Origin of the sequence: Mesotoga sp. H07.pep.5.3, assembly GCF_002752615.1 — a bacterium.
GTDB classification, from domain to species: Bacteria; Thermotogota; Thermotogae; order Petrotogales; family Kosmotogaceae; genus Mesotoga; species Mesotoga prima.
The window spans coordinates 221,817-245,420 of sequence record NZ_AYTV01000021.1; the positions used below are offsets into that span (position 1 = coordinate 221,817).

Annotated in this window: 25 protein-coding genes; 10 read left to right on the plus strand and 15 right to left on the minus strand. The window is 47.6% G+C overall.

Annotated elements, in window-relative coordinates:
* Positions 1–19 precede the first annotated feature (19 nt).
* Positions 20–1,276 (minus strand): sensor histidine kinase, encoded by a 1,257-nt coding sequence (locus V513_RS09090; protein WP_099772482.1) that lies wholly within the window; start codon positions 1,274–1,276, stop codon positions 20–22.
* On the minus strand, positions 1,277–1,966 hold the full coding sequence (locus V513_RS09095; RefSeq protein ID WP_099772483.1) for a response regulator transcription factor: 690 nt from the start codon (positions 1,964–1,966) through the stop codon (positions 1,277–1,279). It lies immediately after the preceding gene.
* 106 nt (positions 1,967–2,072) lie between these two features.
* Between V513_RS09095 and V513_RS09100 the strand changes: the two genes are divergently transcribed.
* The gene (locus tag V513_RS09100) at positions 2,073–2,300 is read left to right on the plus strand and encodes a hypothetical protein (protein WP_099772484.1); all 228 of its coding nucleotides are present in this window, start codon (positions 2,073–2,075) and stop codon (positions 2,298–2,300) included.
* 1,391 nt (positions 2,301–3,691) lie between these two features.
* On the opposite strand, the gene V513_RS09115 is transcribed toward V513_RS09100, so the two are convergent.
* On the minus strand, positions 3,692–4,201 hold the full coding sequence (locus V513_RS09115; protein WP_099772486.1) for a PH domain-containing protein: 510 nt from the start codon (positions 4,199–4,201) through the stop codon (positions 3,692–3,694).
* Positions 4,202–4,400: 199 nt separating this feature from the next.
* Here V513_RS09115 and V513_RS09120 point away from each other — a divergent pair, with 199 nt between their 5' ends.
* The 4 genes from V513_RS09120 to V513_RS09130 all read left to right on the plus strand — a co-directional run bounded on the left by V513_RS09120 (position 4,401) and on the right by V513_RS09130 (position 8,191).
* Complete coding sequence (locus V513_RS09120; protein ID WP_257212044.1) at positions 4,401–4,730, plus strand: hypothetical protein; 330 nt, start codon at positions 4,401–4,403, stop codon at positions 4,728–4,730.
* 232 nt (positions 4,731–4,962) lie between these two features.
* Positions 4,963–5,091: a hypothetical protein gene (locus V513_RS14220; protein ID WP_257212039.1), complete on the plus strand. Its 129-nt coding sequence runs from the start codon at positions 4,963–4,965 to the stop codon at positions 5,089–5,091.
* A 210-nt stretch (positions 5,092–5,301) separates the two neighbouring features.
* Positions 5,302–6,912 (plus strand): arylsulfatase, encoded by a 1,611-nt coding sequence (locus tag V513_RS09125; protein ID WP_099772488.1) that lies wholly within the window; start codon positions 5,302–5,304, stop codon positions 6,910–6,912.
* Between the two features lie 40 nt (positions 6,913–6,952).
* Positions 6,953–8,191 (plus strand): anaerobic sulfatase maturase, encoded by a 1,239-nt coding sequence (locus V513_RS09130; protein ID WP_099772489.1) that lies wholly within the window; start codon positions 6,953–6,955, stop codon positions 8,189–8,191.
* 18 nt (positions 8,192–8,209) lie between these two features.
* On the opposite strand, the gene V513_RS09135 is transcribed toward V513_RS09130, so the two are convergent.
* Positions 8,210–8,647, minus strand: a complete 438-nt coding sequence (locus V513_RS09135) for a MarR family winged helix-turn-helix transcriptional regulator (RefSeq protein ID WP_099772490.1) — start codon at positions 8,645–8,647, stop codon at positions 8,210–8,212.
* Positions 8,634–8,876 carry a hypothetical protein gene (locus V513_RS09140; RefSeq protein WP_014731246.1) on the minus strand — a complete coding sequence of 81 codons (243 nt, stop codon included), beginning with the start codon at positions 8,874–8,876 and terminating at the stop codon, positions 8,634–8,636. The genes V513_RS09135 and V513_RS09140 overlap by 14 nt, the downstream gene beginning before the upstream one ends.
* 376 nt (positions 8,877–9,252) lie before the next feature.
* On the opposite strand from V513_RS09140, the gene V513_RS09145 reads away from it, so the two are divergent.
* From V513_RS09145 to V513_RS09155, 3 genes are read left to right on the plus strand one after another with little or no spacing between them, the layout of a single operon-like run.
* Positions 9,253–9,603, plus strand: coding sequence for an ArsR/SmtB family transcription factor (locus V513_RS09145; protein ID WP_257212040.1), 351 nt, complete (start codon positions 9,253–9,255; stop codon positions 9,601–9,603).
* A gap of 59 nt (positions 9,604–9,662) precedes the next feature.
* On the plus strand, positions 9,663–10,628 hold the full coding sequence (locus V513_RS09150) for an ABC transporter ATP-binding protein (RefSeq protein ID WP_099772492.1): 966 nt from the start codon (positions 9,663–9,665) through the stop codon (positions 10,626–10,628).
* Positions 10,625–11,356 carry an ABC transporter permease gene (locus V513_RS09155; RefSeq protein ID WP_014731249.1) on the plus strand — a complete coding sequence of 244 codons (732 nt, stop codon included), beginning with the start codon at positions 10,625–10,627 and terminating at the stop codon, positions 11,354–11,356. Before V513_RS09150 ends, V513_RS09155 begins: the two co-directional genes overlap by 4 nt.
* Before the next feature lie 91 nt (positions 11,357–11,447).
* On the opposite strand, the gene V513_RS09160 is transcribed toward V513_RS09155, so the two are convergent.
* Together V513_RS09160 and V513_RS09170 are read right to left on the minus strand one after the other, a co-directional pair.
* Positions 11,448–13,013, minus strand: a complete 1,566-nt coding sequence (locus V513_RS09160; protein WP_099772493.1) for a tetratricopeptide repeat-containing diguanylate cyclase — start codon at positions 13,011–13,013, stop codon at positions 11,448–11,450.
* Between the two features lie 741 nt (positions 13,014–13,754).
* Entirely contained in the window at positions 13,755–13,907 is a 153-nt protein-coding gene (locus tag V513_RS09170; RefSeq protein ID WP_180274864.1) for a hydrolase-like protein, read from the minus strand.
* Positions 13,908–14,119: 212 nt separating this feature from the next.
* On the opposite strand from V513_RS09170, the gene V513_RS09175 reads away from it, so the two are divergent.
* On the plus strand, positions 14,120–14,965 hold the full coding sequence (locus tag V513_RS09175; protein ID WP_099772495.1) for a formate/nitrite transporter family protein: 846 nt from the start codon (positions 14,120–14,122) through the stop codon (positions 14,963–14,965).
* 767 nt (positions 14,966–15,732) lie between these two features.
* Here the strand turns inward: V513_RS09175 and V513_RS09180 are convergent.
* Both V513_RS09180 and V513_RS09185 read right to left on the minus strand, forming a co-directional pair.
* Positions 15,733–15,900 (minus strand): hypothetical protein, encoded by a 168-nt coding sequence (locus tag V513_RS09180; protein WP_257212041.1) that lies wholly within the window; start codon positions 15,898–15,900, stop codon positions 15,733–15,735.
* A 183-nt stretch (positions 15,901–16,083) separates the two neighbouring features.
* Complete coding sequence (locus V513_RS09185) at positions 16,084–16,242, minus strand: hydrolase-like protein (protein WP_257212042.1); 159 nt, start codon at positions 16,240–16,242, stop codon at positions 16,084–16,086.
* An 81-nt stretch (positions 16,243–16,323) separates the two neighbouring features.
* Here V513_RS09185 and V513_RS09190 point away from each other — a divergent pair, with 81 nt between their 5' ends.
* Positions 16,324–17,511, plus strand: coding sequence for a GNAT family N-acetyltransferase (locus tag V513_RS09190; RefSeq protein WP_014731254.1), 1,188 nt, complete (start codon positions 16,324–16,326; stop codon positions 17,509–17,511).
* 71 nt (positions 17,512–17,582) lie between these two features.
* On the opposite strand, the gene V513_RS09195 is transcribed toward V513_RS09190, so the two are convergent.
* Genes V513_RS09195 through V513_RS09220 form a run of 6 tightly spaced genes read right to left on the minus strand, consistent with a single transcriptional unit; the run spans position 17,583 to position 22,950 of the window.
* Positions 17,583–18,344 (minus strand): SDR family NAD(P)-dependent oxidoreductase, encoded by a 762-nt coding sequence (locus V513_RS09195; RefSeq protein ID WP_099772496.1) that lies wholly within the window; start codon positions 18,342–18,344, stop codon positions 17,583–17,585.
* 6 nt (positions 18,345–18,350) lie between these two features.
* Positions 18,351–19,163, minus strand: coding sequence for a nucleoside phosphorylase (locus tag V513_RS09200; RefSeq protein ID WP_099772497.1), 813 nt, complete (start codon positions 19,161–19,163; stop codon positions 18,351–18,353).
* 4 nt (positions 19,164–19,167) lie between these two features.
* Positions 19,168–20,010: a carbohydrate ABC transporter permease gene (locus tag V513_RS09205; RefSeq protein ID WP_099772498.1), complete on the minus strand. Its 843-nt coding sequence runs from the start codon at positions 20,008–20,010 to the stop codon at positions 19,168–19,170.
* A 9-nt stretch (positions 20,011–20,019) separates the two neighbouring features.
* Positions 20,020–20,886, minus strand: coding sequence for a carbohydrate ABC transporter permease (locus V513_RS09210; RefSeq protein WP_014731258.1), 867 nt, complete (start codon positions 20,884–20,886; stop codon positions 20,020–20,022).
* A gap of 48 nt (positions 20,887–20,934) precedes the next feature.
* Positions 20,935–22,179: an ABC transporter substrate-binding protein gene (locus V513_RS09215; protein ID WP_099772499.1), complete on the minus strand. Its 1,245-nt coding sequence runs from the start codon at positions 22,177–22,179 to the stop codon at positions 20,935–20,937.
* A 30-nt stretch (positions 22,180–22,209) separates the two neighbouring features.
* The gene (locus V513_RS09220; protein ID WP_099772500.1) at positions 22,210–22,950 is read right to left on the minus strand and encodes a GntR family transcriptional regulator; all 741 of its coding nucleotides are present in this window, start codon (positions 22,948–22,950) and stop codon (positions 22,210–22,212) included.
* Positions 22,951–23,604 lie beyond the last annotated feature (654 nt).

Sequence of the window (23,604 nt, forward strand, 5' to 3'; positions counted from 1 at the left end):
AAATCGCAAGGTTAAGCCCTCATTCTTCCCGTCTTACGGGGAGCTCTATTGTGAAAGTCGATCCTCTTTCCGTAGATGACTTCAGCTTTATGTCGCCTTGGTGTCTCTCAATAATCGCTTTAGCCAGCGATAGCCCGAGCCCTGAACCCTTTTTCGATCTGCCGGCAGAACTGCCCCGGTAGAAACTCTGAAAGATCTTCGATGAATCTTCTTGCGAGACCCCGGGTCCTTCGTCTGAGACGCTTAAATAGGCGTAGGCTTCGCTCCCTGAAATTGACACAGATACCGAGCCGCCTTCAGGAGAGTAATCGATGGCGTTTTTAAGGAGGTTGCCAATAGCCTGCGAAATCCACTTCTCATCACAGAAGACCATAGCCGACGATTCGGTATTAAGCCAAATCTCGACCTTCTTTCCGCGAGCTATCTCGATGTAGTTTCTCATTACATCTCTCGCCAGTTCTGCGAGATCTGCCTTTCTGAAATTAAATCTGATAGCGCCCGATTCTATCCTTGCTATGTTGAGAACGTCACCGATGAGCCATTCCATTCTCTCGATATCTTCGCCGCTTCTACCCAGAAACTCTTCAATCTGTTCTCTTTCCATATTTTTGCCGTCTAGCATTAATTCATTCATCGTTTTTAGGGAGGCAAGTGGCGTCTTGAGTTCATGCGATATGAAAGAGATGAAGGCCCTCATCTTGTCGCGCTCGGAATCAACGCTTTCCATGGTCTTCTCCAGTCTTCTGCTGAGCGCATTCAGTTGTGCCGAGAGAATGGCCGTGTCCCCCTCGCCATCGAAAATCGATTTACCATCGTATCTCCCGCTCATCAGGGCGTCCAATCTCAGCGATGTTTCTTTCAGAAAGTCGGACTGTTTTTTCGCTATGAGGGAGAGCAGTGAAACCCAAAGAAGAACAAGAGTTATAGAAGAAAGCGAAATTATCGTAACTATCCTGGAGCGGAAATTCTTGTAAGTAGATCCATAGCTTTCGGGAGGCGCTTCTGTGTATCCATAGGGCTTGAGAAGATTCAGCGCAGCTTCGAAGTCTTCCGGCCAACTCTCAGAAAGCAGCCTCTGAAGGGTTTCATCCGAAAGACCACCCAGCGAAACCAGCCTTCCAATTAACGAGATCTCCCTTTCATACTGACGACTTCTCTGTTCCTGCAATGCAGACCATATGAGCAGCACGGCGATAATGACGACCGCGAGAGAGATCACAATGCCGGCAACTGAGGCCAGTCTATTGGCTTTTTCTCTGAAGAGGAATCTTAACATCTATTTCTCCCCATTCCACCTGTAACCCAGGCCTCTCAACGTTTCAATAAGCTTCGGCTTTGAGGGATCTTCCTCCACCTTCTCTCTGAGCTTTCGGATATGAACAGAGAGGGTGTTGTCATCAATGAATTCACCGTCTACATCCCATACCTTCTGAAGGAGCCGATCCCTTCCGAGGACAATACCTTCGTTCTCCATAAGAGTTCTGAGTATTTTGAACTCCGTTGGAGTGAGTATGATCTCTTTCCCGGATCTGTAAGCCCTCAGCTTAGAGGTGTTCAATTCTAAGGGGCCTGACTTTAGCGAACCGCCTTCCTCAACGGAACGCTTCTGGATTCTCCGTGCATTGGCTTTGATTCGCGATATGAGCTCCCTTAGTCTGAATGGTTTCGTTACGTAATCGTCCGCCCCGCTCTCGAGACCCATTACGATATTCACTTCCTCGTCCCTTGCAGTAAGGAAGATTATTGGCATCTCTGATCTTTCGCGTATCTTCTTGCAGAGTTCAAATCCGTTTCCGTCGGGGAGCATTACATCTAGGAGCGCCAGATCAAAGTCTCCGCTCTCTAGCATTTCGAGAGCATACGACACACTCCCGGCTAAGGTCGTTGCCCACCCCTCCTGCGTGAGCGCATAGCTTATGCCGTTCGCAAGGTTTTCGTCGTCTTCAACTAGCAGAATCCTGAGCAATCGTATCACCTCCGAATGGCCATGACCGGTCCTTGTAGATCCGGCGTTTCTATTATATATGGAATGTAAATGTATAGAAAAGCGCTGAAAAACATCGGCGGGCGCAATGCCGACTCCATTGAGAAGTGATGCTGGGAAGAGCATCCCCGGAAGTGATGCGCCGAAAGATCCCGGCGGAAGTGATGCCCGGAGGATCATCCGGGGAAGTGAGGCTGCTTCGCAGGAGGGAAAAGGGAGCCAGTCTGCTGCGCTGGCCGGCCAAAAGGCGAGAATCATCGCCGCAAGTGAAGGCTTCGCCTTCGCCAGTGCCACCTCACGGGAGAAGAACCGCTGAACGCCTAAAGATCTGATTTACGCTTAAAAGGGGAGAACCCGCTGAACGCTACGAAGACAACGTTGTCCGTCAACGGTCCATCGTCCCCGCCGAGCGGTTAAGACCCAGATCCCGAAACAAGTTCGGGATGACATTATGAGGGTCTTCTTGAATGCGTTGCCGGATAATCTTTTTAGTTGCAGTGAGCCCGTGGATTGATTGCCGTTTCTGTTAACGAGACCCCGACCCTGTAATCGAAACCCCGTACTCGGCGTCATGCTGAACTTGTTTCAGCATCTCTATCCTAAGAACCGGTGTACACTGATGAAAAGCGCGTTGTCCGTCAACGGTCTTCCGAGAAGAGCCTGTCCTTCGATAAGCTCAAAAAAAACTGAAGAGTTCAGAGGTATGAGGGTAGACGTATGAAGATCGAGATCAAACATCACATACCAACATCATGAACAATTTTCAGCATCTTGTGTTCTGTAGCTCTTTTCGAACCTGCAACCACCTACCTGCAGCCCCGAGCGGTTCAAAACCAGATCCCGAAACAAGTTCGGGATGACATTGTGAGGGGCTTCTTGAATCCGTTGCAGGATAATCTTTTTAGTTGCAGTGAGCCCGTGGATTGATTGTCGTTTCTGTTAACGAGACCCCGACCCTGTAATCGAAACCCCGTACTCGGCGTCATGCTGAACTTGTTTCCGCATCTGAACTTGTTTCCGCATCTCTATCCTAAGAACGCTGTACGCTTAAGAGTAAGAAGTTGCTGAGCGCTGTGAAAAAACGTCCTTGGTCCTTTGTCCCAAACCATGAACCCGTCCTTCGGAAAGACTGGTTCTTCGTTCCGACGCTGCGCGTCCAGGTTGTTCGTTCTTGGAACAGATCCCGGATCAAGTCCGGGATGACAGCGTATGGTTACTCCGAAAACGCCCAATTCCGTCATTCCGACAAAGCTCCTGGTCGGAATCTCGATGCTATTGCTTCACAACTCTCCCCGGCGAACAAAGAACCATCAAACGGAGAACCGGTTTGTTTTGATCTTCCGAGACCCGAGACCCGTTTTGCTGGGCTTTTTTACCTGCAACTTACAACTCACAACTTGCAACTGGTTTTTCGTCTTCCCTTCCAACCACTGACCTCTAACTTCGGTTTCTTTCGAAGCCCAGATCCTGAACAGGAGCACTTCAGTGACGAAATAAGTCTGTCTGATCAGTTACTTTAATTTGCTTGCTCTTTTTTTTGGTTTTTGCCTCCTGGCACGTAAGCGCCAGCATCACTTCCCCGGATGTCCTTCCGGGCACCACTTCCTCGCGCCAGCGAGCCTCACTTCCTGCCGGAGGCAGCATCACTTCTGATCTTGATGCCACCAACCCGCTACCCCCTAACAGGTTTCTTACAATAAAGCATTCCTAATTTGAATAAATTACATCGGCAAATTCCTGAAGCTCATCCGGAGAGATCAAGTAGTAAATATCCTCGGATTTCATGACGAAGGCTTTCGATCTTGCAGTCATGATGAAGGCCTTGGAGCCATTTCTGAGTCGGAACCAGCCCACTTTGTATAGACCTGTAGATGCTCCGTTGGTTCTTACCGTCGGCTCGAAGTTCCTCTCTTCAGTCCAGTCGATAATTCCAACGATTTCAGCCGAATCTATCGCTATCGTTTTCCTTCCGAAGGGAAGTGCATTCAGAACAACGTTTTCGCCGTCAAATTTGACGGCGTTTGTGAATGGAAATATCAGGAAGAGAAATATGAAGAAGACGAACAGACTGCCTGTGATTATTAGTGAAATAGTCTTCTGCCAGCCCTTTGTTTTGAATAGAGAGAAAATGAATATCGCCCCAACGAAAATAACGATTCCAATATTCAGCATGATCGCAGATGTGGGTAATGAAAACTTGAACACGATTGTCTCCATATCTTGCCTCCTCACAGGAAATTCGATTCAATTATTACATATTCGAGTTCTCCTGATCTTCATATGATTGTAGACATTATGACTTTGTGGCGGTTCGGACGGAGAGCTCTTTATCTGAAGGGTTCAAACTGCAAAACTTCTATCGTAACGCCGTTCGACCTCCATGAAGAAGCAATACCTGGTGTCTCTAGCCGTGATTATGGTATTGCTGCTTGGCGGATGTTTTTCATTTGACGACATGCTAGACGGAACGTGGAGTGGTGTTCTGAATGATTATTATGGGAACCACAATGTTGTTCTCGTAGTGAACTCCAACAATACCGGATGGATATCTTTCGATAATGACCCGTACAACGTGGACATAGTAAGTAGAAGAGCCAACCGGAGTTTTGTCGGAGAGTACGGCTGGTACGACTCCTATTGGATCGAGAGAACCATTCAGGCCGAACTTATAAACTATGGCACACTGCGGATAAAGATATACGATAATTTTGGCGATCTCATCAGCGACGGCTTCCTGTATAAGTAGCCTTGTACTTATGGCTTAGGTACGGCCGCCCTAATACAAAATAGCTAGTATTATTCCTGAAGCTATAACTCTCAGACTTTAGTCTGGGAGTTTTCTTTTGTTCGGTGAATTCTGAATCCAAGGTTCATAAATGAACGGCACTCTTCGAGAGAAGCAAGTTCGCTTTCTGTGAATCAAACGAATTCATCACTTTGTCTTTCCATTTTTGCTTTGCTGAACTTGATGTCAAAAGATGTTAATTTTCGAAGATCCCTTCATTGGAGAGTTATTTCAGGTGTCTGGAACCTGCCAGGATAATTCAATAGGAATGACATTGCTTGCGATTGTTCATTATTCGAAGGGCGAAGGTTTCTTCGAGTAGACATCTGGCATTTGCTCTGATTTCGAAGGTCTTTGTGATAGTATCTTGAAGGCATTTATTGTGTGACTATATTAACTATCTTCGATCGTTTTCTTCTATGCCAATAGGGTTATCCGAGAGCGATCTCGGAATGCTGGTTTCAAGAATTGTTTCGTGGTTTTTCACTTCCAGAAAGGTTATTAGAAAGTGAATCCAAGAGGAGATGGTTGTATGGAAGTTCAAAGTCCCAGGCTACTTAGAAAAGTGCTTATTGGAGCCACCGGAAGCGCTCTCGCTCTCACATCAGCGCTTGCGGCTAACTATGAAGATACTATGCCGCTCGAAACCGTGAAACCAGCCCCGAATCTGGAGGAGGTAATACCTCATCCGGAGCAGAGAGAAGAAGCAATGGCAAAGCTGGCCGAGTTTGAGAGCAGAACTGGGAGGCGGCCGAACATACTTGTGTATCTAATGGATGACGTCGGTTGGGGAGACCTCGGTGTTTACGGTGGAGGTGTCGCTGTAGGAGCGCCGACTCCAAACATGGATGCACTTGCAAGAGACGGACTCATGCTTACTTCTGCTTATTCGCAACCTTCTTCTTCACCAACTAGGGCGACTCTTCTTACGGGACAGCTCCCGGCCAGGCACGGCATACTAAGGCCAACGCTGTACAACGAGCCCGGAGGACTAACAAATGCAGTTACACTTGCCCAGTTGTTGAGCGATGCCGGCTACGTTACTCAAGCTGTTGGAAAATGGCACATGGGAGAGAACCCCGGTTCTCAGCCTCAAAACGTTGGATTTGATGACTTCTCAGGTTTCCTCAGTGTGTCGGACCTGTACACAGAGTGGCGGGATCCATACTTCTACCCCGAAATTGCCAACAGCGAGGAGAGAACCGAGATGATACGTGAGTGGGCTTTCGAGAAGTACTGGGTTCACGCAGAAAAGGGCGGCACAATCGAACAGGTTAAAGAGATAGATATCGAGGTATCTTCACATCTAGACGAGTACTGGAAAGACTACTCGATTGAATTTATTGAAAAGATGGCCGATAGCGACCAGCCGTTCTTCCTTTACCACTGCACGAGGGGAGCTCACTTTGACAACTATCCCAGAGACGAGTATGAGGGGTCGTCTCCGGCCAAGCAGGTTTACAAAGACACAATAGTCGAACTTGACGACATACTGGGTGAGCTGGTCGCAGCGCTCGAGAGAACTGGACAACTCGAGAACACGCTGATTTTCATCGCGTCCGACAACGGCCCAGAGATGGAATCCTGGCCGGACAGCGCTTATTCGCCGTTCAGAGGTGCAAAAGGTTCAACCTGGGAAGGCGGCGTCAGAGTACCCGCAATCTTCTACTGGAAGGGAATGATAGAACCTGGACGGGCTTCAGACGGCCTCTTCGACATTGCCGATATCTTCAATACATGCCTTACACTTGCAGGCGCAGCCGATTCTATACCTTCCGATAGGTTTATCGACGGAGTAGACCAGACTTCATTCCTCCTGGCCGAGGAGGGACTCTCAAACAGGAAGTACATCTACTACTGGCTTATGAGCTACTTCTCTGCCGTAAGGGTAGCCGAGTACAAATACGTACAGTTTGCCGAATCGGATTCGGGAGAGGGAATCGTTAATCCCGGAGGCTTTACCGGTTACATAATGGCCTTCCCGTATTATCACCTGTACAATCTCTATCTGGATCCGAAGGAAGAACACAACGTCTCCATAAGAAAACTGGTTTTCACAGATCTCTTCTTGGAAGCCATGAAGAAACATATTGACACATTCCTTGAATATCCACCTGTAGTTGAAATCATTACGGGTCACTAGAACGAATAAGGAAATAGCTCGCATAGAGGGAGAGCAGTAAATGGCAGAGGGCGCAGTCGATAGGAGAACGAGGGAAAGTATAAATGCGTTTCACGTTATGGTCAAACCCACGGGAGCCCTATGCAATCTCGACTGCGCCTACTGCTTTTATTTGCATAAACAGGAGCTTATAAACAGCAGAAACGTTATAAGCGATGAGGTTCTGGAGAGGTTCATCTATGAATACATCAACTCACAGACAGTTCCGGAGATAGTCTTCACCTGGCAGGGAGGGGAGCCCACACTACTTGGAATCGATTTCTTCAAAAAGGTTGTCGATTACGAGAGGCTTTACTGTCCTCCGGGCAAGAAGATTGCCAACGATCTCCAGACAAACGGAACCCTGCTGGATGAAAAGTGGTGCTCGTTTCTCAAAGAAAACAACTTTCTCGTTGGAATAAGCATCGACGGCCCGGAGAGACTGCATAACGTCTACAGAAAGACCAGGAGTGGCGGCCCGACCTTCCAGAAGGTCTTCAATGCCATAAGGCTTTTGCACAAGTACGAAATTCCCTTCAATACCCTGACCGTGGTTAACAGAATAAACGCGAAGTATCCTGGAGAGGTATATCGCTTTTTGAGGGATACAGCCGGCTCAACCAGAATGCAGTTCATTCCTATCGCAGAACCGAAGGTATTCAGAAGTTCGCCCACTACATTCATTCCCGAAGACAGTATGCCGATTACAGGATCTAGTGAAGCCCTGCCAGGTAAGCACGGTTCGCTCGTTGCGGACTGGTCGGTCGTTCCAGAAGACTACGGGAGTTTTCTCAACGGAGTTTTCGATATCTGGTACAGGGAGGATATTGGCAAAGTCTTTGTCTTCCTCTTTGAGTGTGCCCTTGCCCAGTGGCTCGGGATGGAGGCATCGTTGTGCATCTTCTCTGAAACTTGCGGAAAGGCACTTGCGCTGGAGGCCGATGGAAGTCTGTACTCCTGCGATCACTTTGTCTATCCCGAGCACAGGCTCGGAAACATTAAGGACCGGAGGTTGCTCGAAATGGTGACTTCGACATCACAGACTGTCTTCGGGGTTTCGAAAGCTGCCACACTGCCGGAATACTGCAACAAGTGCGAATACCTTTTCGCCTGTCACGGAGAATGCCCGAAAAACAGATTTGTCAAAGCGCCAGACGGAGAACCGGGACTGAACTACCTTTGCCCCGGACTGAAAAAATACTTCTCCCATATAGATCCATACATGAAAAAGCTTGCCGAAGAGTATCGGTCGAGAAAGTGAAAGAGTCCGGAACTCATCTTACCGAAGTGTGTTCAGTGATTCAAGTAACTTATTCAGGACTGAGTTCACCGTGTCTCTTTCCTTCTCCGAAATTGAATTAGCAGTCGGACCATAGCTCTCTCTAAGCACTGCCATGGACTTTTGAAATATCTCTCTTCCCTTTGCTGTTATTGAGACGATGTTTGCCCGCTTGTCTTCAGAGGACTGTTCTCTCGTTATGAGCTGCTTCTTCTCCAGTCCGACACATATCACCATGGTGTTCGTTGTGTCCGTTTCGAGATGTGAGGAGAGCTGCTTCTGGGTCATCTCTCCGCGGCTTGAAAGAACGAGCAGTGCGCCGAACTGTGGGTAGCTAATACCATGAGGTTCCAGGGCAAGCCGTGCATGTCTGCTGAGGTTTATGTGCAACGAAGCAATTTTCTCGAATAGGCTTCCAATCTTGTCATCGAAGATCATCGGACAACCTCAGAAACCTCTTCAGCAGCCTCTTGGTTGCTATAACAAGTCCTAGAGTAGCAAATGCAATCCCTGCAAGAATAATGGAGCTATACGGTGCAAAAGAGCAGACAGAATAGTAGCCGACGCAGTTTGGCTTTGAAGCTTCCCACGGGAAAAGCGTGACAATCGCTGGTACGAGCGGAGAAAGCGCCACAGCCAACAGGATGCGGTTGATCAGTTTTCTCATTTCCTCCGATTCCTCCTTCTCTTCCTTTCACAGGCAGGAAGCGACCCGAGTCTTTCGTGTTTTTCCCGGCATCTGTCGCATATACCGTGGAACTCGCACTTCGTTTCTCTGCATGAGCAGTCATTCATATCGGATTCACCTTCTTCATTCAACACCGATATTAATAATAATCATGATTACGATAATCAGTATTGAATGAGAAACAAAGAGTTTTTTGTGAGACACCAGTCGGTAGATAGACATGACCGCTAGAAGAAAGCACTTGAGGAAATAAGCAGACATGAGAAAACGTGGGCGACCCTTAGTTGAAAGAGTAGAAAAAATGGACTAGAATTTGGTTAAGTATTCACTTAATTGGATTGGAGAAAACATTTTTGTGAATCTCGAAATCAATGTATTGAAGGCACTTGCAGATAATACAAGGTACGAAATTATTAAGCTGCTTCTTCGGAGGGAGTTCTGCGTTAGAGCTCTTTCAAGAAGACTCGGTATTTCCGAGCCAGCCGTCTCTCAGCATCTTAAGGTGCTTCGGAGCGCGCATCTTGTCAAGGGTCATAAGAAAGGATATTTCACCCATTATTCTGTGGACAGAGGAAAGTTGAAGGAGTTGTCGAATCAACTTGCTGAGCTCTGTGAAGAATCTTCAGATACTCTTCTCTCTGACAGCATTGCAATTCTGCAGGAATCGATTAGCGGTAGTTTGGACTCCAGTGGGGAAAGCGGTTAGGTTTCTAGGATAAGTCTATAGGGATTTGGTGAAATATACAAGTTTGGGGGGTAATCGCTTTGGGAATTATTGAAGTCTCCGGCCTTTCGAAGAACTACAACGGCTTCACTGCCGTGAATAGTATCGACTTCTCGGTTGAAAGGGGAGAGGTATTCGGTTTCCTTGGACCTAACGGAGCCGGAAAGACTACGACGATAAACATGCTCACAGGTTTGGCAAGACCGACATCGGGAAGGATCGATATTGCAGGCAAAGACGGTATCAAAGAGATCAAGAAGGTTCAGAGATTGATCGGGATTGTTCCTGATGAGAGCAACCTTTACGATGATCTTAGCGGTTATGAGAACCTTGTCTTCTGTTCGGCTCTCTATGGGGTCAGAAAGTCTGAAAGAGAAGAAAAGGCGAGGTCTCTGCTGAAGCAGTTTGGCCTTGATGATACAGGAAAGAGACCGTTCAAGGCTTTTTCGAAGGGGATGAAAAGAAAGCTCACGATCGCCGCGGGCTTAATTCACGATCCAGAGATTCTCTTCCTCGATGAACCCACTACAGGCATCGACGTCGAAAGCGCAAGGCAGATAAGGTCTTTGGTAAGAGAACTGAACGACCGGGGAACCACGATCTTTCTGACCACGCATTACATAGAAGAGGCCGAAAGGTTGTGCGATAGGATTGGTTTCATCGTCGGGGGAAGAATTGTAAAGATAGGTACCGTGGCCGACCTGATGAAAGAAGCTCAGAGAGAAAATATTGTTGAATTCACTCTTGGAAGTGATCCCGTTGATCTCAAGAAGCAATTGATTGAAGAGTTCAGCAACGTGACTATAAACCTCCGACCTGGTAACACACTTAGAATAACCTCTTTGGAGCCAATAAAACTGATGCCGTTTATGAGCTTCTTCGGTTCCCGTGGGATCGATGTGTACGAGGCGAAGATAGTCAGACCGTCCCTTGAGGAGGTCTTTGTTAAAGTGACCGGAATAGAGGTTGAGAAGATGAAGACAGAGAAAGAGGGGAAGAAAAAATGAGTGGAGTAGCCTACTGGACAATCCTTATGAAGGATATGAAGAACTACTATTTGAAGCCACCAAACATAAGCTGGGGAATTGTGTTTCCTATCTCATGGACCCTCATGTTCTTTGTGCGATCGGGAAGCGACGTAGAAATAAGAGACATTTTGCCGGGGGTTATGGCTCTCTCCGTTCTCTTTGGGACTACATCGATGCTTGCAGTTACGATAACTTTCGAACGAAAAAGTAGGTCATTTGAACGCTTGCTTCTAGCTCCCATAAGCCTCAAGCTTCTAATGCTTGCAAAAACCACTGGGGCAATACTTTTCGGAATTATCAACGCTTTTGTTCCGGTTCTCTTTGCCCTCTTGATTGTCGACCTATCTGGAATAAACTGGTTCCTGGTTTCAGTTAGTGTGCTGCTAATTGCTGTGACTTCGACCTTTCTTGGTCTTTTCATAGCAGTTTCGGCTAGCGAAGTATTCGAAGCGCAGACGTTTTCTAACTTCTTCCGTTTTCCTATGATGTTTCTTTGTGGTCTCTTCATCCCTATAGAGAATCTGCCGGCGTTTTTGAGACCATTTTCCTTCGTCCTTCCACTGACCTATGGTGCCGATTCTCTTAAACACGCTATAAACAGAAATGGAATCATAGATCCTCTGGCGAGCGTTTTTATATTGCTGGGCTTTGCCGCACTGCTCTTTTTAATAAGTACGCGGAATATTGAGAGAAGATGGATCTACTAGAGTCCAGGGTTAAATGAGTCTGATTTTTCAGTAATCCTTTGGGACCAAGTACAATGTCTTCTTTTCGGTTGAAGCTGCGCCGATTACTCTGTCAAGAGCCTTTCTGAAATTCGACTCTGTTCTTTCCTTTGCCTTTCGCTGCGTATAACAGGTGGTCGGTCTTTTGAATGAAATGAGTCGCATCTTCGCCTGACCAGCTGGAGACACCAGCGCTCATCGTCACCTTAGGATATGTGGTCTTGGCCAGCTCATCCCGGAGACGATCTGCGGTAGAACTTGCCATTTGCAAATCGCTTGAGGGCAAAAGAACAAGAAATTCCTCGCCACCATACCTGAAAACGAAGTCAACCTTTCTTAGAGAGGACCTGATTATGCCCGCCACATTCTTGAGAAGGATGTCCCCCTGCAGGTGACCATAAGTATCGTTGACGTTTTTGAAGTTGTCAAGATCTATCATGATCATGGATAGAGGAGTCCCGTATCTTGTGGCTCTATTTATCTCTCTTTCTATTATGGGGTACATCTTCTTCTGGTTGAGGAGGCCGGTCAATGGATCTATCTCGGCCTGTTTCTCGAGTAGCTCATTTGCCTTCTTGAGTTTGCTGTCGATTTCGAGAAGTTCTTCATATTGCTTTTCGATAGTTGTCTTTGCTTCCTGAAGTTCTAAGTTCTGATTGCTCAGTAACTGTATTTCGTGCATCTTCTGCTGAAATCTGAATGAAGCCGCCAGCTCAGCGGCCCTGGCACTGCAGGTTTCCTTGTAAGTTCTTTGGGACAAGAGGTCAAGTTCCCTGTACGTTTCGAGAGCCAGCCCCTCTTCTCCAAGCTCTTCATGAATCTTAATCTTATTTCTTAGTGCGCCAGGCACTTTCGACATGCTTCCAGACTCTTTCTGATACTCTATATAACTTTCGATTTTTTCCAGAGCCTTTGCATAGTTGCCAGTTCCCATGTAGTACTGAGCCTTAAGAAAATCGAATTCAGCAGACCCTGCAGGATCTTCGATTTCTTTGACTAGAGGTTCGGTTTTCTTGAAGATCGCGGGAACTTCGTCATACCTTTCCCCGCTGATCAGCACTTCGGAGAGATTGAAGTAGCTGTTGCAGAGATCTGCTTTCTTTCCTAGAGAGAGCTTTATTTCTATTGCCTTGATCAAGCAATCCACGGCTTCTTCAAATCTTTCCAGACTTTTCAATGCGACGGCCTTGTTGTTCAGAAAGTTAGCTACCGCGAGATCATCACCCTTTATTCGAACGTATTCTAGAGCCTTATCGGTGTACTCGAGGGATTCTTCAAACCGCCCCATGTAGACATACACACCACCAATGTTTCCGATCACGTCGTTGACATCGTCGGCCGTTCCGAATTCCTTGAAAAGAACAACTGCCTTCAAGGCATATTCGATCGATGAATCGTAATTGCCCACAACGCATGAGTACTTAATCATGTTGTGCGTAATGTTTGCCAGCTCGATACATGCCGGGGCTTCAATTCTTGAAAGCTCCGCTTTAACAGTCTCCGACGCCAGAAGAGGGTTGCCCTCTTTGAACATTGTCTGTGAAAGCTCATTCAAAATTTTGAGCTTTTGCCGGAAATCCTTATCGGGGACTTCTGAATAGGCTTTCATAATCTCTTTGATCGATCTCTTCTCGGTCATCATTGCCTCCCACACATCTGCCGTGCAAAATTCTTTGCTCTTCTTCAACGATACAGAAATTAGAAGCGCTTGCAAACAAACAGAGAGTGACTTGAAAATTGTTCGATTGCATAATTTATTACATGATTACACAAGGTTATTTCATATGATTGAAAGCTATGCCACACCAATTAAGCAATTTCATGCCATCGTTTACCGAGGTTTGACGTCGGTGGTCAGAAGTAGGAAGAGCAAGAGAAACTGGTTCGCCGAGAAAAGCCGCTTCACGCTTGAGAGTACACGCTGTACGCTGATGAAGACCACGTTGTCCGTCAACGGTCCACCGTCCCCGTCGAGAATCGCGGTTCCTCGTTCCGACGCTACGCGTCCAGGCTCTTCGTTCTTGGAATTAATCTCGAAACAAGTTTGGGATGACATTGTGAGGGGCTTCCACAAACCGCTGTCCGGACAACTTCCTCAGTTGCATTGAACCCCTGAATTGATTGCCGGTTCTGTTTGCGGGACCCCAGACCTTGTAATCGATACTCCGCGCTCCGCGTCATCTGAACTTGATTCAGAATCTCGCTCTTTCCAGCGTTCAGCGTTTCTTAGCAAGCGGGAAGCGGCTCTTCTCAATGAACGGAGAACCGCTCAACGGTCGACTAGTTTCTCTTGAACTTTCGAACGCCCAACCACGGTTTCTCAAAAGCCCAGATCCTGAACAGGAGCGCTTCACTGACAAAATGAGTTCGTCTGATCAGATTACTTCAATTTGCTTGCTCTTTTTTTGGTTTTTTCCTCCTGGTGCGTAAGCGCCAACATCACTTCCCCGGATGCCCTTCCGGGCATCACTTCCTCGCGCCAGCGAGCCTCACTTCCTGCCGGAGGCAGCATCACTTCTGATCTTGATGCCACAAACCTCCGACCACCAACCACGGTCTTGCAACTGATTCTTTCCTCTGAAAAGAAGCGTCGATACTGCCTTCTTGAATATGATCCCCGCTCTAGTTCTTATCGCTGCTACTCTTAGTGTGTGATAACATCTAAGTGTCCCTCATCATTGTCGGCTTTTCGGGAAGTTTTGTATGAATGGTGTCCAGATGTATAGATAACAGGGGGTTTTTGAAATGGAAAGGTCTGTTCTAAGTCCTTCGGAAAATGCTGAGAGTTTTGTCGAGATAGGTTCTGCAAAAAACAACTTGACTATCGTGAAGGAATTCGTGCTGGGTATTCTGGGCGGTGCATTCATTGCATTTGCGGCGCAGGGGTCCAACGTGGCGATACACACTATCGATTCAGTGGGACTTTCCAAGACCCTGGCAGGCGCATTATTTGCGACGGGCCTTATGATGGTAGTCATTTCCGGAGCAGAGCTTTTCACGGGTAACAGTCTTATTGTCATTTCCTGTTTGCAAAAGAAGTCGAAATGGGTTTCTATGTTCAGGAACTGGCTCTTCGTTTACTTAGGAAACTTTGCGGGTTCCTTACTTATAGCTTACTTCGTTCTCCATTCAGGCCAGCTCGGCTTTTCCGAAGGTCTGCTGGGTGGATATACAATCAAGATTGCGGCTTACAAGACGGGTCTTAGTTTCGAAAACGCATTCTTTATGGGGATTTTGTGCAACTGGCTCGTCTGCATAGCCATATGGATGGCATCCGCATCCAAAGACATAGCCGGCAAGATTCTCGCCATCTTCTTCCCGATATGGCTTTTCATTACCTCAGGCTTTGAACATTCCGTGGCAAACATGTATTATATTCCCGCAGGAATTCTCGCAAAGGCAAATGAAGAATTTGCCAAGGCCGCGATTTCTCTTGGAGTCAGTGCTGAACAGATCTCTAATCTCAACTGGGGAACTCTCTTCACGAAGAATCTAATACCGGTGACTCTTGGAAACATCGTAGGAGGCGCTTTCTTTGTCGGTACAATCTACTGGTTTGTCTACTTGAAGAAAGGAAAGTCGGCACAATAATGGTGATCCCGGACTGTAAGCTTCAAAGAAAGCGTAAGTATAAATTTGATTTGTTGGAAAAGCGATAAGAAAGGGCAGCGTACTTAATTCAATAGTGAGGACGACGCCCAGATCCCGAAACAAGTTTGGGATGACAATTTGAGGGACTTCCCAAAACCGCTGTCTGGATAACTACCTCATTTGCAGCAAAACCTTGAATTGGTAAGCCGGTTTTGTTCACGAAACCCAGACTCGAAACCCGAGACCCGTTTTGTTAGGTCTTTTTACTTACAACTTGGAACTTGCATCTTGCAACTGATCCTTTGCTCTTTCCAACCTCCGACCTCCGACCCCCAACCACGGTTTCTTCAAACCAAGATCCCGAAACAAGTTCGGGATGACAGAGTAAGGGACTTTCGAAAGCCGATATCGAGATAACTTCCTCAGTTACAGTGAAACCCTGAATTGGTGAGCCGGTTTTGTTCAGGAAACCCCAGACTCGAAACCCGAGACCCGTTTTGTTAGGTCTTTTTACTTACAACTTGGAACTTGCATCTTGCAACTGATCCTTTGCTCTTTCCAACCCCCGACCCGCAACCCCCGACCACGGTTTTCAAAAGTGCAGATCCCGAAACAAGTTCGGGATGACAGTTATCGGGTTTTTCGAAGACGTCGCATCCCGTCATTCTGAACTTGATTCAGAATCTCTCGTTTTTTCACTTTGATCAGGAATGAAGAACAGGTTTTTTATTCCGAGAACGGAGAACGATTCAACGGTGACCCGGTTTTCAGTAGCTCTTTCCAACACCCAACTCGCTACCACCGGCCATGGTCTTCAAAAGTGCAGATCCCGAAACAAGTTCGGGATGACAGAGTAAGGGACTTCCGAAAGCCGATATCGAGATAACTTCCTCAGTTACAGTGAAACCCAGAATTGGTGAGCCGGTTTTGTTCACGAAACCCCAGACTCGAAACCCGAGACCCGTTTTGTTAGGTCTTTTTACTTACAACTTGGAACTTGCATCTTGCAACTGATCCTTTGCTCTTTCCAACCCCCAACCCGCAACCCCCGACCACGGTTTTTCAAAAGCCCAGATCCTGAACAAGAGCACTTCAGTGACAAAATAAGTTCGTTCTGATCAGATCACTTTAATTTGCTTGCTCTTTTTCTTTCGTTTTGCCTCCTGGCACGTAAGCGCCAGCATCACTTCCCCGGATGCCCTTCCGGGCATCACTTCCTCGCGCCAGCGAGCCTCACTTCCTGCCGGAGGCAGCATTACTCCTGATCTTGATGCCACCAACCTGCTACCCCCAGCCACGGTCTTCGTACGACGACGGCGATATGCTATCATTTTTACACCACATTCAGGGATGGTGAAATGATGTTTGAATGCAGGAGAATAAGCAATCAGAAGGATTATCTTGATCTTATGAAATTCTCTTTCGGTATTACAGAAAATTGGATGAGGGTCGCTTCGAAACATGCTGGTGAGATCTTCAATAACGATCTAAGGGACCCCTTTGGGGCCTATGACGGTTCTACTCTTGCCGCCGAGTATCTTCTACTTTCTTTGAAGATGCGACTCAGAGATTCCGTCATTCCGATGGGTGGAATTGGGAACGTCTGCACAAGTCCCCTTTACAGGGGTAAGGGCGCAGTCAAATTCCTTCTACAGAAATCACTCGAGACTATGAGAGAGAAGGGGCAGGCCGTATCTCTGCTCTATCCCTTTAGCAGGAGCTTCTACAGAAAGCTCGGATGGGAGGAGTTTGACACGATGCTCAGGGCGAAGTTCTCCCCAGGTTCTATAGATCTTCCCGATCAGAAGGTCGAAGTGAAGATTGAGGAGATGGAAGATGCCGACGGTGAAATCAGGGAGTTCTACAACGAGTACGCAAGCAGTCACTACAGCATGATCTTGAGAGACGAAGAGATGTGGAAAAGCGATTTCGAGTTTCGAACCGATAACGATGTTTCCAAGAAATTCGTGAAGTTCAAGCGAGAAGGAAGGACTACGGGAATGCTCCGCTACGTCTTTCTCTACGATAAGTTTGACAAGGACAGCGGACTTAAGTTTTTAGTCACGATCTTCCTTGCGGACGATGTCGAAACAAGGCATGCAATGTTCCGTTTCTTGAAAGGTCTTTCTCTTCAAATCGATCAGATCCACGCTTTCCTTCCGCCTGATTTCCTTCTCTGGCCGTATCTAAAGGAAAGGCCGTCCGAGATGAAGATAGTACCCAGGACTATGATCAGAATCGTAGACCTCCAGCTACTAAATGGTCTGAGAATTGACGCTCCGGACATGCGGGTCGGAATCAAAATCGACGACAGTCAGGCATCCTGGAACGACGGAGTTTTCGAACTATGCGTTGAGAATGGAGAACTTAGCTTCTCGCCGAGTGACTCTTTTGATCTTGAGTGTGATATCTCGACCTTGTCTTCGGTTGTTGGCGGCAGCACTAATTTCAAAGAGATGATCGAGTTCGGCAGGGTTAAGGTATCGGACGGCTACAAAGGTCAGGATCTTCCAAAGAGCTTGCCCTTCGAGCTTCAACACTTCTAGTATTATCCTGACACCAATGAATATGCCCCGGCTCGATCCGGGGCATACTTATTCTTCTATGCTTTGTAGCATCAGACCAGACCAAGTCCACCGTCGGACATTATCACCTGGCCCGTTATCCAGTTCGATTCATCCGAAGCCAGGAATACCATTAGTCCTGTATGGTCTTCGGGATGACCAATCCTCCCGGCCGGAGTCTTTTCCTCTATTCTTTTCAGTACTTCGGGATGTTGAGAATAGAAGGGAGAAGTAAATGGAACGGTCTCTGTTGGACCGGGGGCAATGACGTTTACCTGAATATTGGCCGAGGCTAGTTCGAGCGCCATTACCTTTGAAATCGCAATAATCGCCGCTTTTGCTGCGCAGTGGCCTGCGTGCCCCTTTTCCGGAAAGAGGCCGCCGACCGACGCCAGGTTGATGATCTTTCCGCCACCGTTTTCCGACATCATCTTAGCAACAACCTGCGACAACATGAAGACTATCCTCACATTGATATGCCACTGCCTGTCAATCTCTTCTATTGGGTGATCGACAAATGGTGCCCTGTAGATGTAGGCCGGGCAGTTAAGAAGGATGTCGACCTTCCATGTCTTTTCTGCCAGTAGATCTACGATCTCATCCACATCTCTTTGACTGTCAATGTTTGCGCATATCGTCGAACAGAATCCCTTTCTCGATTCTTCAAGTTTCTTCTTCAAAGCTTCGAGCCTTTCCTCGTCTCTGTCAAGCAGAATAACCTTTGCACCCTCGTTTACAAATGCATTGGCAGCGGAGCTTCCAACTCTGCCAGCTCCGAAGATAAGGGCCGTCTTTCCGGTCAGTCTCTCACTCATCGTTCATTACCCCCGCTCTGCAATCGGAGGAAGGGTGAAATTCCTCCCCCGCTTCACTGAGATCTTTTTCCAGTTATTAAATTTATAAGCTGCTTCGCAGACTGCTCTTATAGCGTTTTTGTTCGAAGGAGGAGTCTCCGGTCTTTCACCTCGTGAGATGTTGGATCCTGCGGTGCATATGGCGGCGGCGTTGATCTTCAGAAGAGAAGAAAGCACATAGAGAGTAGCCGCTTCCATGTCGAGCTGCAAGGCACCTGCCGCGATCCATTCTTCAAGTTTTCCGTAGATAGATGATGGGAAGTCTTCTCTTAGGAGATCGGGCTTTGTTGCATAGAAGGAATCGAGTGAAAGACCGATTCCCACGTGATAGACCACTCGGGCCTCTTCACAGGCTGAGATCAGCGCCGTAAGTAGCCGGTAATCGGCTACGGCGGGGAAGTTCTCCGGAATGAAGAGGTTTGCTGTCCCCGAGTATCTTATGCAACTCGAAAGCACGATCAAGTCTCCTGGTTTCACATCGTCGGCAAGTCCTCCGGAGGTTCCGACACGGATGATTGTCTTAACGCCCAGCCTGTTTAGCTCGACCACTGCGATCTCAGTCGAGGGTCCTCCGATTCCGCTTGAACATACAGTAAGCGGCAGGCCTTTATAGGTTCCGGTAACGGTTATGTAGTCTCTGTTGTTTCCTATTTCCTCCACATTACTCAGACACTCTCCGATCTCGTATACTCTTGCCGGATCACCAGGCAGAAGAGCTATCTCGGGAAGGGAGTCGCTGGAAATCTGCAAGTGGTTTTTCGCCTTCTTCGAATTATTCATGAAATCATCCTTTCAATCCCGTTCCGCTTATCCCCCTTACGAAGTACTTCTGGAGGAATAGGAAGAGAATTACCGGCGGCAGACTGCCGGCGATGGCCGAGCTGAAGAGATTTGCCCAACTTGTATTTTCCGTTGATCTATGTGCAGCGATGGCTACCTGTACAACTTCGAATCTGCTTGAATGGGTTGCTACAAGAGGCCAGAACAGCGAGTTCCACTGGAACATGAAGACCATTACGATTACCGTGACTATGGCCGGAACGCTCAGCGGAAGGACTATCCTCCAGTAGATTCTGAACCAGGACGCGCCGTCTATTCTTGCCGCTTCCATTATCTCTGAAGGTACTTCAGAGAAGAACTGCCTGAAAAGGAATATCGCAAGGCCGTTGGCTACGCCCGGAAGAATGAGCGCCCAGTATGTGTTGTCTATATGTAGCTGTTTTATGAGTATATAAAGCGGTATGACAATAGACTCGAAGGGAACCATAAAAGTAATTAGCACTATTGTGAAGAGCGCAGCCTTGCCTCTGAATTCGAACTTTGCAAGCGCGAAGCCTGCCATGGAGGCGACCAGGACCGTAAGAACTATGGTCGACACCGAAACGAAAAGGCTGTTCATGAGAGCCCTGCCAAAGTTGAGGTTGACAAATATATGTACGAAATTCTCCAGCGTCGGTTGAGTCGGAATGAAACTCTTCCAGGTCAGAGGATTGGCGTACTCGTAGAGCGGGCTGGCAGGCCTCAAAGCGGATGCAATGACCCAGATGAGTGGGATCAGAAAGAAAAGACTTATAATGCCGAGAACGGCAAAGAGAATAAGTGTTTTCCAAAGGCTTCGCTTCTTCATGATTCCACCTCAATACTCGAATCGAGCTCTTGTAAATCTCAGCTCGAAGAAACTGAAAACAAGGATGATTCCCAACAAGATAGTAGTGATCGCAGAGGCCCTTCCCATGTCGAGATTTACGAAGGCGCTCTTGTAAGACTCGTACATCAGGAGATTTGTCGAGCCCATGGGGCCGCCCTTGGTAATTATGTAGACCGGCGCGAAACTAAGAAAATTGAAGGCCGTGTTTGCAACGAGAACAAATGAAATCGTCCTTGTTAGCAGAGGCAACGTTATCTTGAAAGTCTTCCTCAAAGTTGAGGCCCCGTCGATCTCGGCAGCTTCGTACAGTGTCTCGGGAATGTTCTGCAATCCGGCCAAAAAGTACATCATCCAGTAGCCCGAGCTTCTCCAGACGTTAAGAAGTATCAGCCCCCAAAGCGCCTGATCGGGAGAGGCGAAGAAGGGCTGAGGTTTGAAGCCGAACATGGTCAGAAAGCTGTTTGCCAGCCCGTTATACGGATCGAGGACTATCATCCAGATTACCGAGACAACGGCGAACGAGATCGCCGTCGGCAAGAAGAAGACAGTCCTGAAGAACTTGGTGAAGAAGTGGCTGGAATTCAGAAGCAACGCCATCAACAATGAGGTCAGGACAATCAAGGGATTAACGATTATTGAGTACAAGAGAGTAACAGAAAAGGATTTCCAGAAAACGGGATCGTGCTTGAAGAGGTATTCATAGTTTTCGAACCCTACGAATGACTTTGTCCCGGTGTAACTCGTCATAGTAAGGCTCTCAATAACCGAGACGCCTATTGGCCAGATCTTGAATACAAGAAGAAATACCAGCGCGGGCAGAACAAAAAGCCACGCTACTTTGTTATTTCGAAACATCTGCACACCATCCGGAATAATCTAGATTCAGGCACGATCCCTGGAAAACTATCTGTACTTTCTAAGTTCTCTGTCTATTCGTACGGCGGCCTCTTCAAGAGTGCTTCTTGGATCGGCACCGTAGTGAATAGAGTTGAATGCCTCCCGCAGCATTAGCTCGTACTGAGAGTATCCGGGTGTTCTCGGTCTCGGGACTGCGGTGGTCTCCATTTCTTTAACGAAGAGCTGCCACATTGGGTTATCGAAAACCTCGGGAAGGGCCTCGTAAACATCTGGCCTTGCCGGTGCAATACCGTTCAGCTTGTGCCAGGTTATTACCGCTTCCTTACCGGTAATATACTTTGTGAAGGCCAGAGCCTCCTCAAGCTTCTTTGTCTTGGAGTTAATTCCAACATGCCAGCTGCCTGTCGGGGTGACTGCAACTCCGCCCTCGAAATAGGGGAAGGGGGAAAGTCCATAATCCACGTCGGGATACTGGAGCATCCTTCTCAAGTTCCACTCGTTTCCAAGCATCATTGCGGCTCTGCCAGTTCCGAAATACTCTCGTGAAATAGCCGAGTCGTTGAGCCCTTGGGGACTGACCTTCCATTCGTTGAAGAGTTTCCAGTAGAAGGTGATTCCTTCAACAAACTCATCTGAAGTGATATATCCCTGAGATTCAAGACCGTCGTCAGAAAGGACTTTCGCGCCTAGTGACTGAACCATGGGGAAGATCAGATACGGTCTGTCTATCTGTTCAATCACAAGGCCCCAGATATCTGTAAGTCCGTCACCATTGGTATCTTTGGTGAGTTTCTTCGCAATTTCGGCCACCTCTTCCCACGTTAGTCTCTCTTCTATTGTCTCCGGCAGAAATGGAACACCGTATTCCTCGAAGATAGCTTTATTGTAGAATATGCCGGCCGATGAAGTTCCGTAAGGAACCGAATAGAAAGTGCCCTGATAGCTGCCCTCTTCTATAGAGGCATCGAACCACGCAGACATCTCCTCATCGCTGAAGTGTTCATCCAGGGGAAGGAGATAACCTCGTGCCGCATAAGAGGCCGTGTTTGGACCATCCACAATATACACATCTGGTGTACCGTCGCCAGCCGCAAGTCTGACTTCGATCGTCTGGAAAAGCTGGCCGAAGGGGACCAGTTGAATATCCACGTCGATTCCTGTCTCTTCTTTGAACGCATTGACGAGCTGCATAACCTGATCCTGGGGCCACCCCATCCATAGGACCTCAATGGTTGTGGCTGAAAGCATAACACCCAGTAATAGAACCGTCACCAGTAAAAGCTTTCTCATTTCCCTACACCTCCTGTTTAGCTATCTATCTCAACGTCTTCTGATGAGCTTGAAAGTGAATTTTCCCGACGGAAAGTAACTCTTCGAATACAGAACCTTTCTATCCAAAACGTCGTAATGAATCTGCTCCAGTAAGAGAAGTGAAGTACCCACGTCGACCTTGAGCCTTTCAGATAGGACTTCGTCACAACTTGAAGGAATTAAATCGCACTCGGCATATCTGATATCGATATTATAGTGTTTACCCAGTCCCTCAAAGACAGAATTGTGAATTCTGTCGGGATCTATATCTTTCACTATGGACTTCGGAATGTAATCAATGCAAACGGCAACGGGCATTTCCGAAGCGTATTTGGTAGTCTCAAGAACATGAACCAGACAGCCGACTTCCAGGTCGAGGAACTCACAGATTTTTTCTTCGCAAACACACTGATCGAATCGGCTTATCTCGCTTCTGGCAGAATGACCCTGGGATTCGATAAAGCTCCGTATACTTGAGAGCCTCTCGATTCCTCCCCTAATGATCGGATATCTATCTGTAACGAAAGTCCCAATTCCATGCTTCTTAAGTAGCAAACCCTCTCTTTGAAGGAGGCCGATAGCTTCTCTCAGGGAATTCCTGCTAACCCCAAGCTCATGAGCAAGGTCCGGTTCCGAGGGCAATCTCTCTCCTGCTTTGAGTTCACCATTCAAGATCAGTTTTCTCAATTCGCTATGAATCTTCCCAGAAAGTGAGACATGGGAATTGTGGTCGATACCTATCTCCCTCATTCGCACCGCCTCTTGAATGTTGTAGGATGTCCTACAACTTAATATACACTATTCATCTTCAGAAACAAAGACTGTGGAAACAATTTTGCCCGAGGTTGTCAGTCAACGGTCCTCCCCCTCGCCGAGAATCCTGGTTCCTCCTTCCGACACTACGCGTCCAGGTTGTTCGTTCTTGGAACAGATCCCGGATCAAGTCCGGGATGACAGCGTATGGTTACTCCGAAAAGGCCCAATTGCGTCATTCCGACAAAGCTCCTGGTCGGAATCTTGATGCTATTGGTTCACAGTTTTCCTAGGCGGACGGTGACCACTCTCTTGCTCTTCCAACCTCTGACTACTGACCCCTAATCTCGGTTTCCAGAAAGCCCAGATCCTGAACAGGAGCACTTCAGTGACGAAATAAGTCTGTCTGATTAGTTACTTTAATTTGCTTGCTCTTTTTTTTGGTTTTGCCTCCTGGCATGTAAGCGCCAGCATCACTTCCCCGGATGTCCTTCCGGGCATCACTTCCTCGCGCCAGCGAGCCTCACTTCCTGCCGGAGGCAGCATCACTTCTGATCTTGATGCCACCAGCCTTCGACACCCCAACCACGTCTTCAAAAGTGATCGAGTAGGAGAGGGGCGGAGCCCCTCGTCCTCTCACAGAACCGTGCG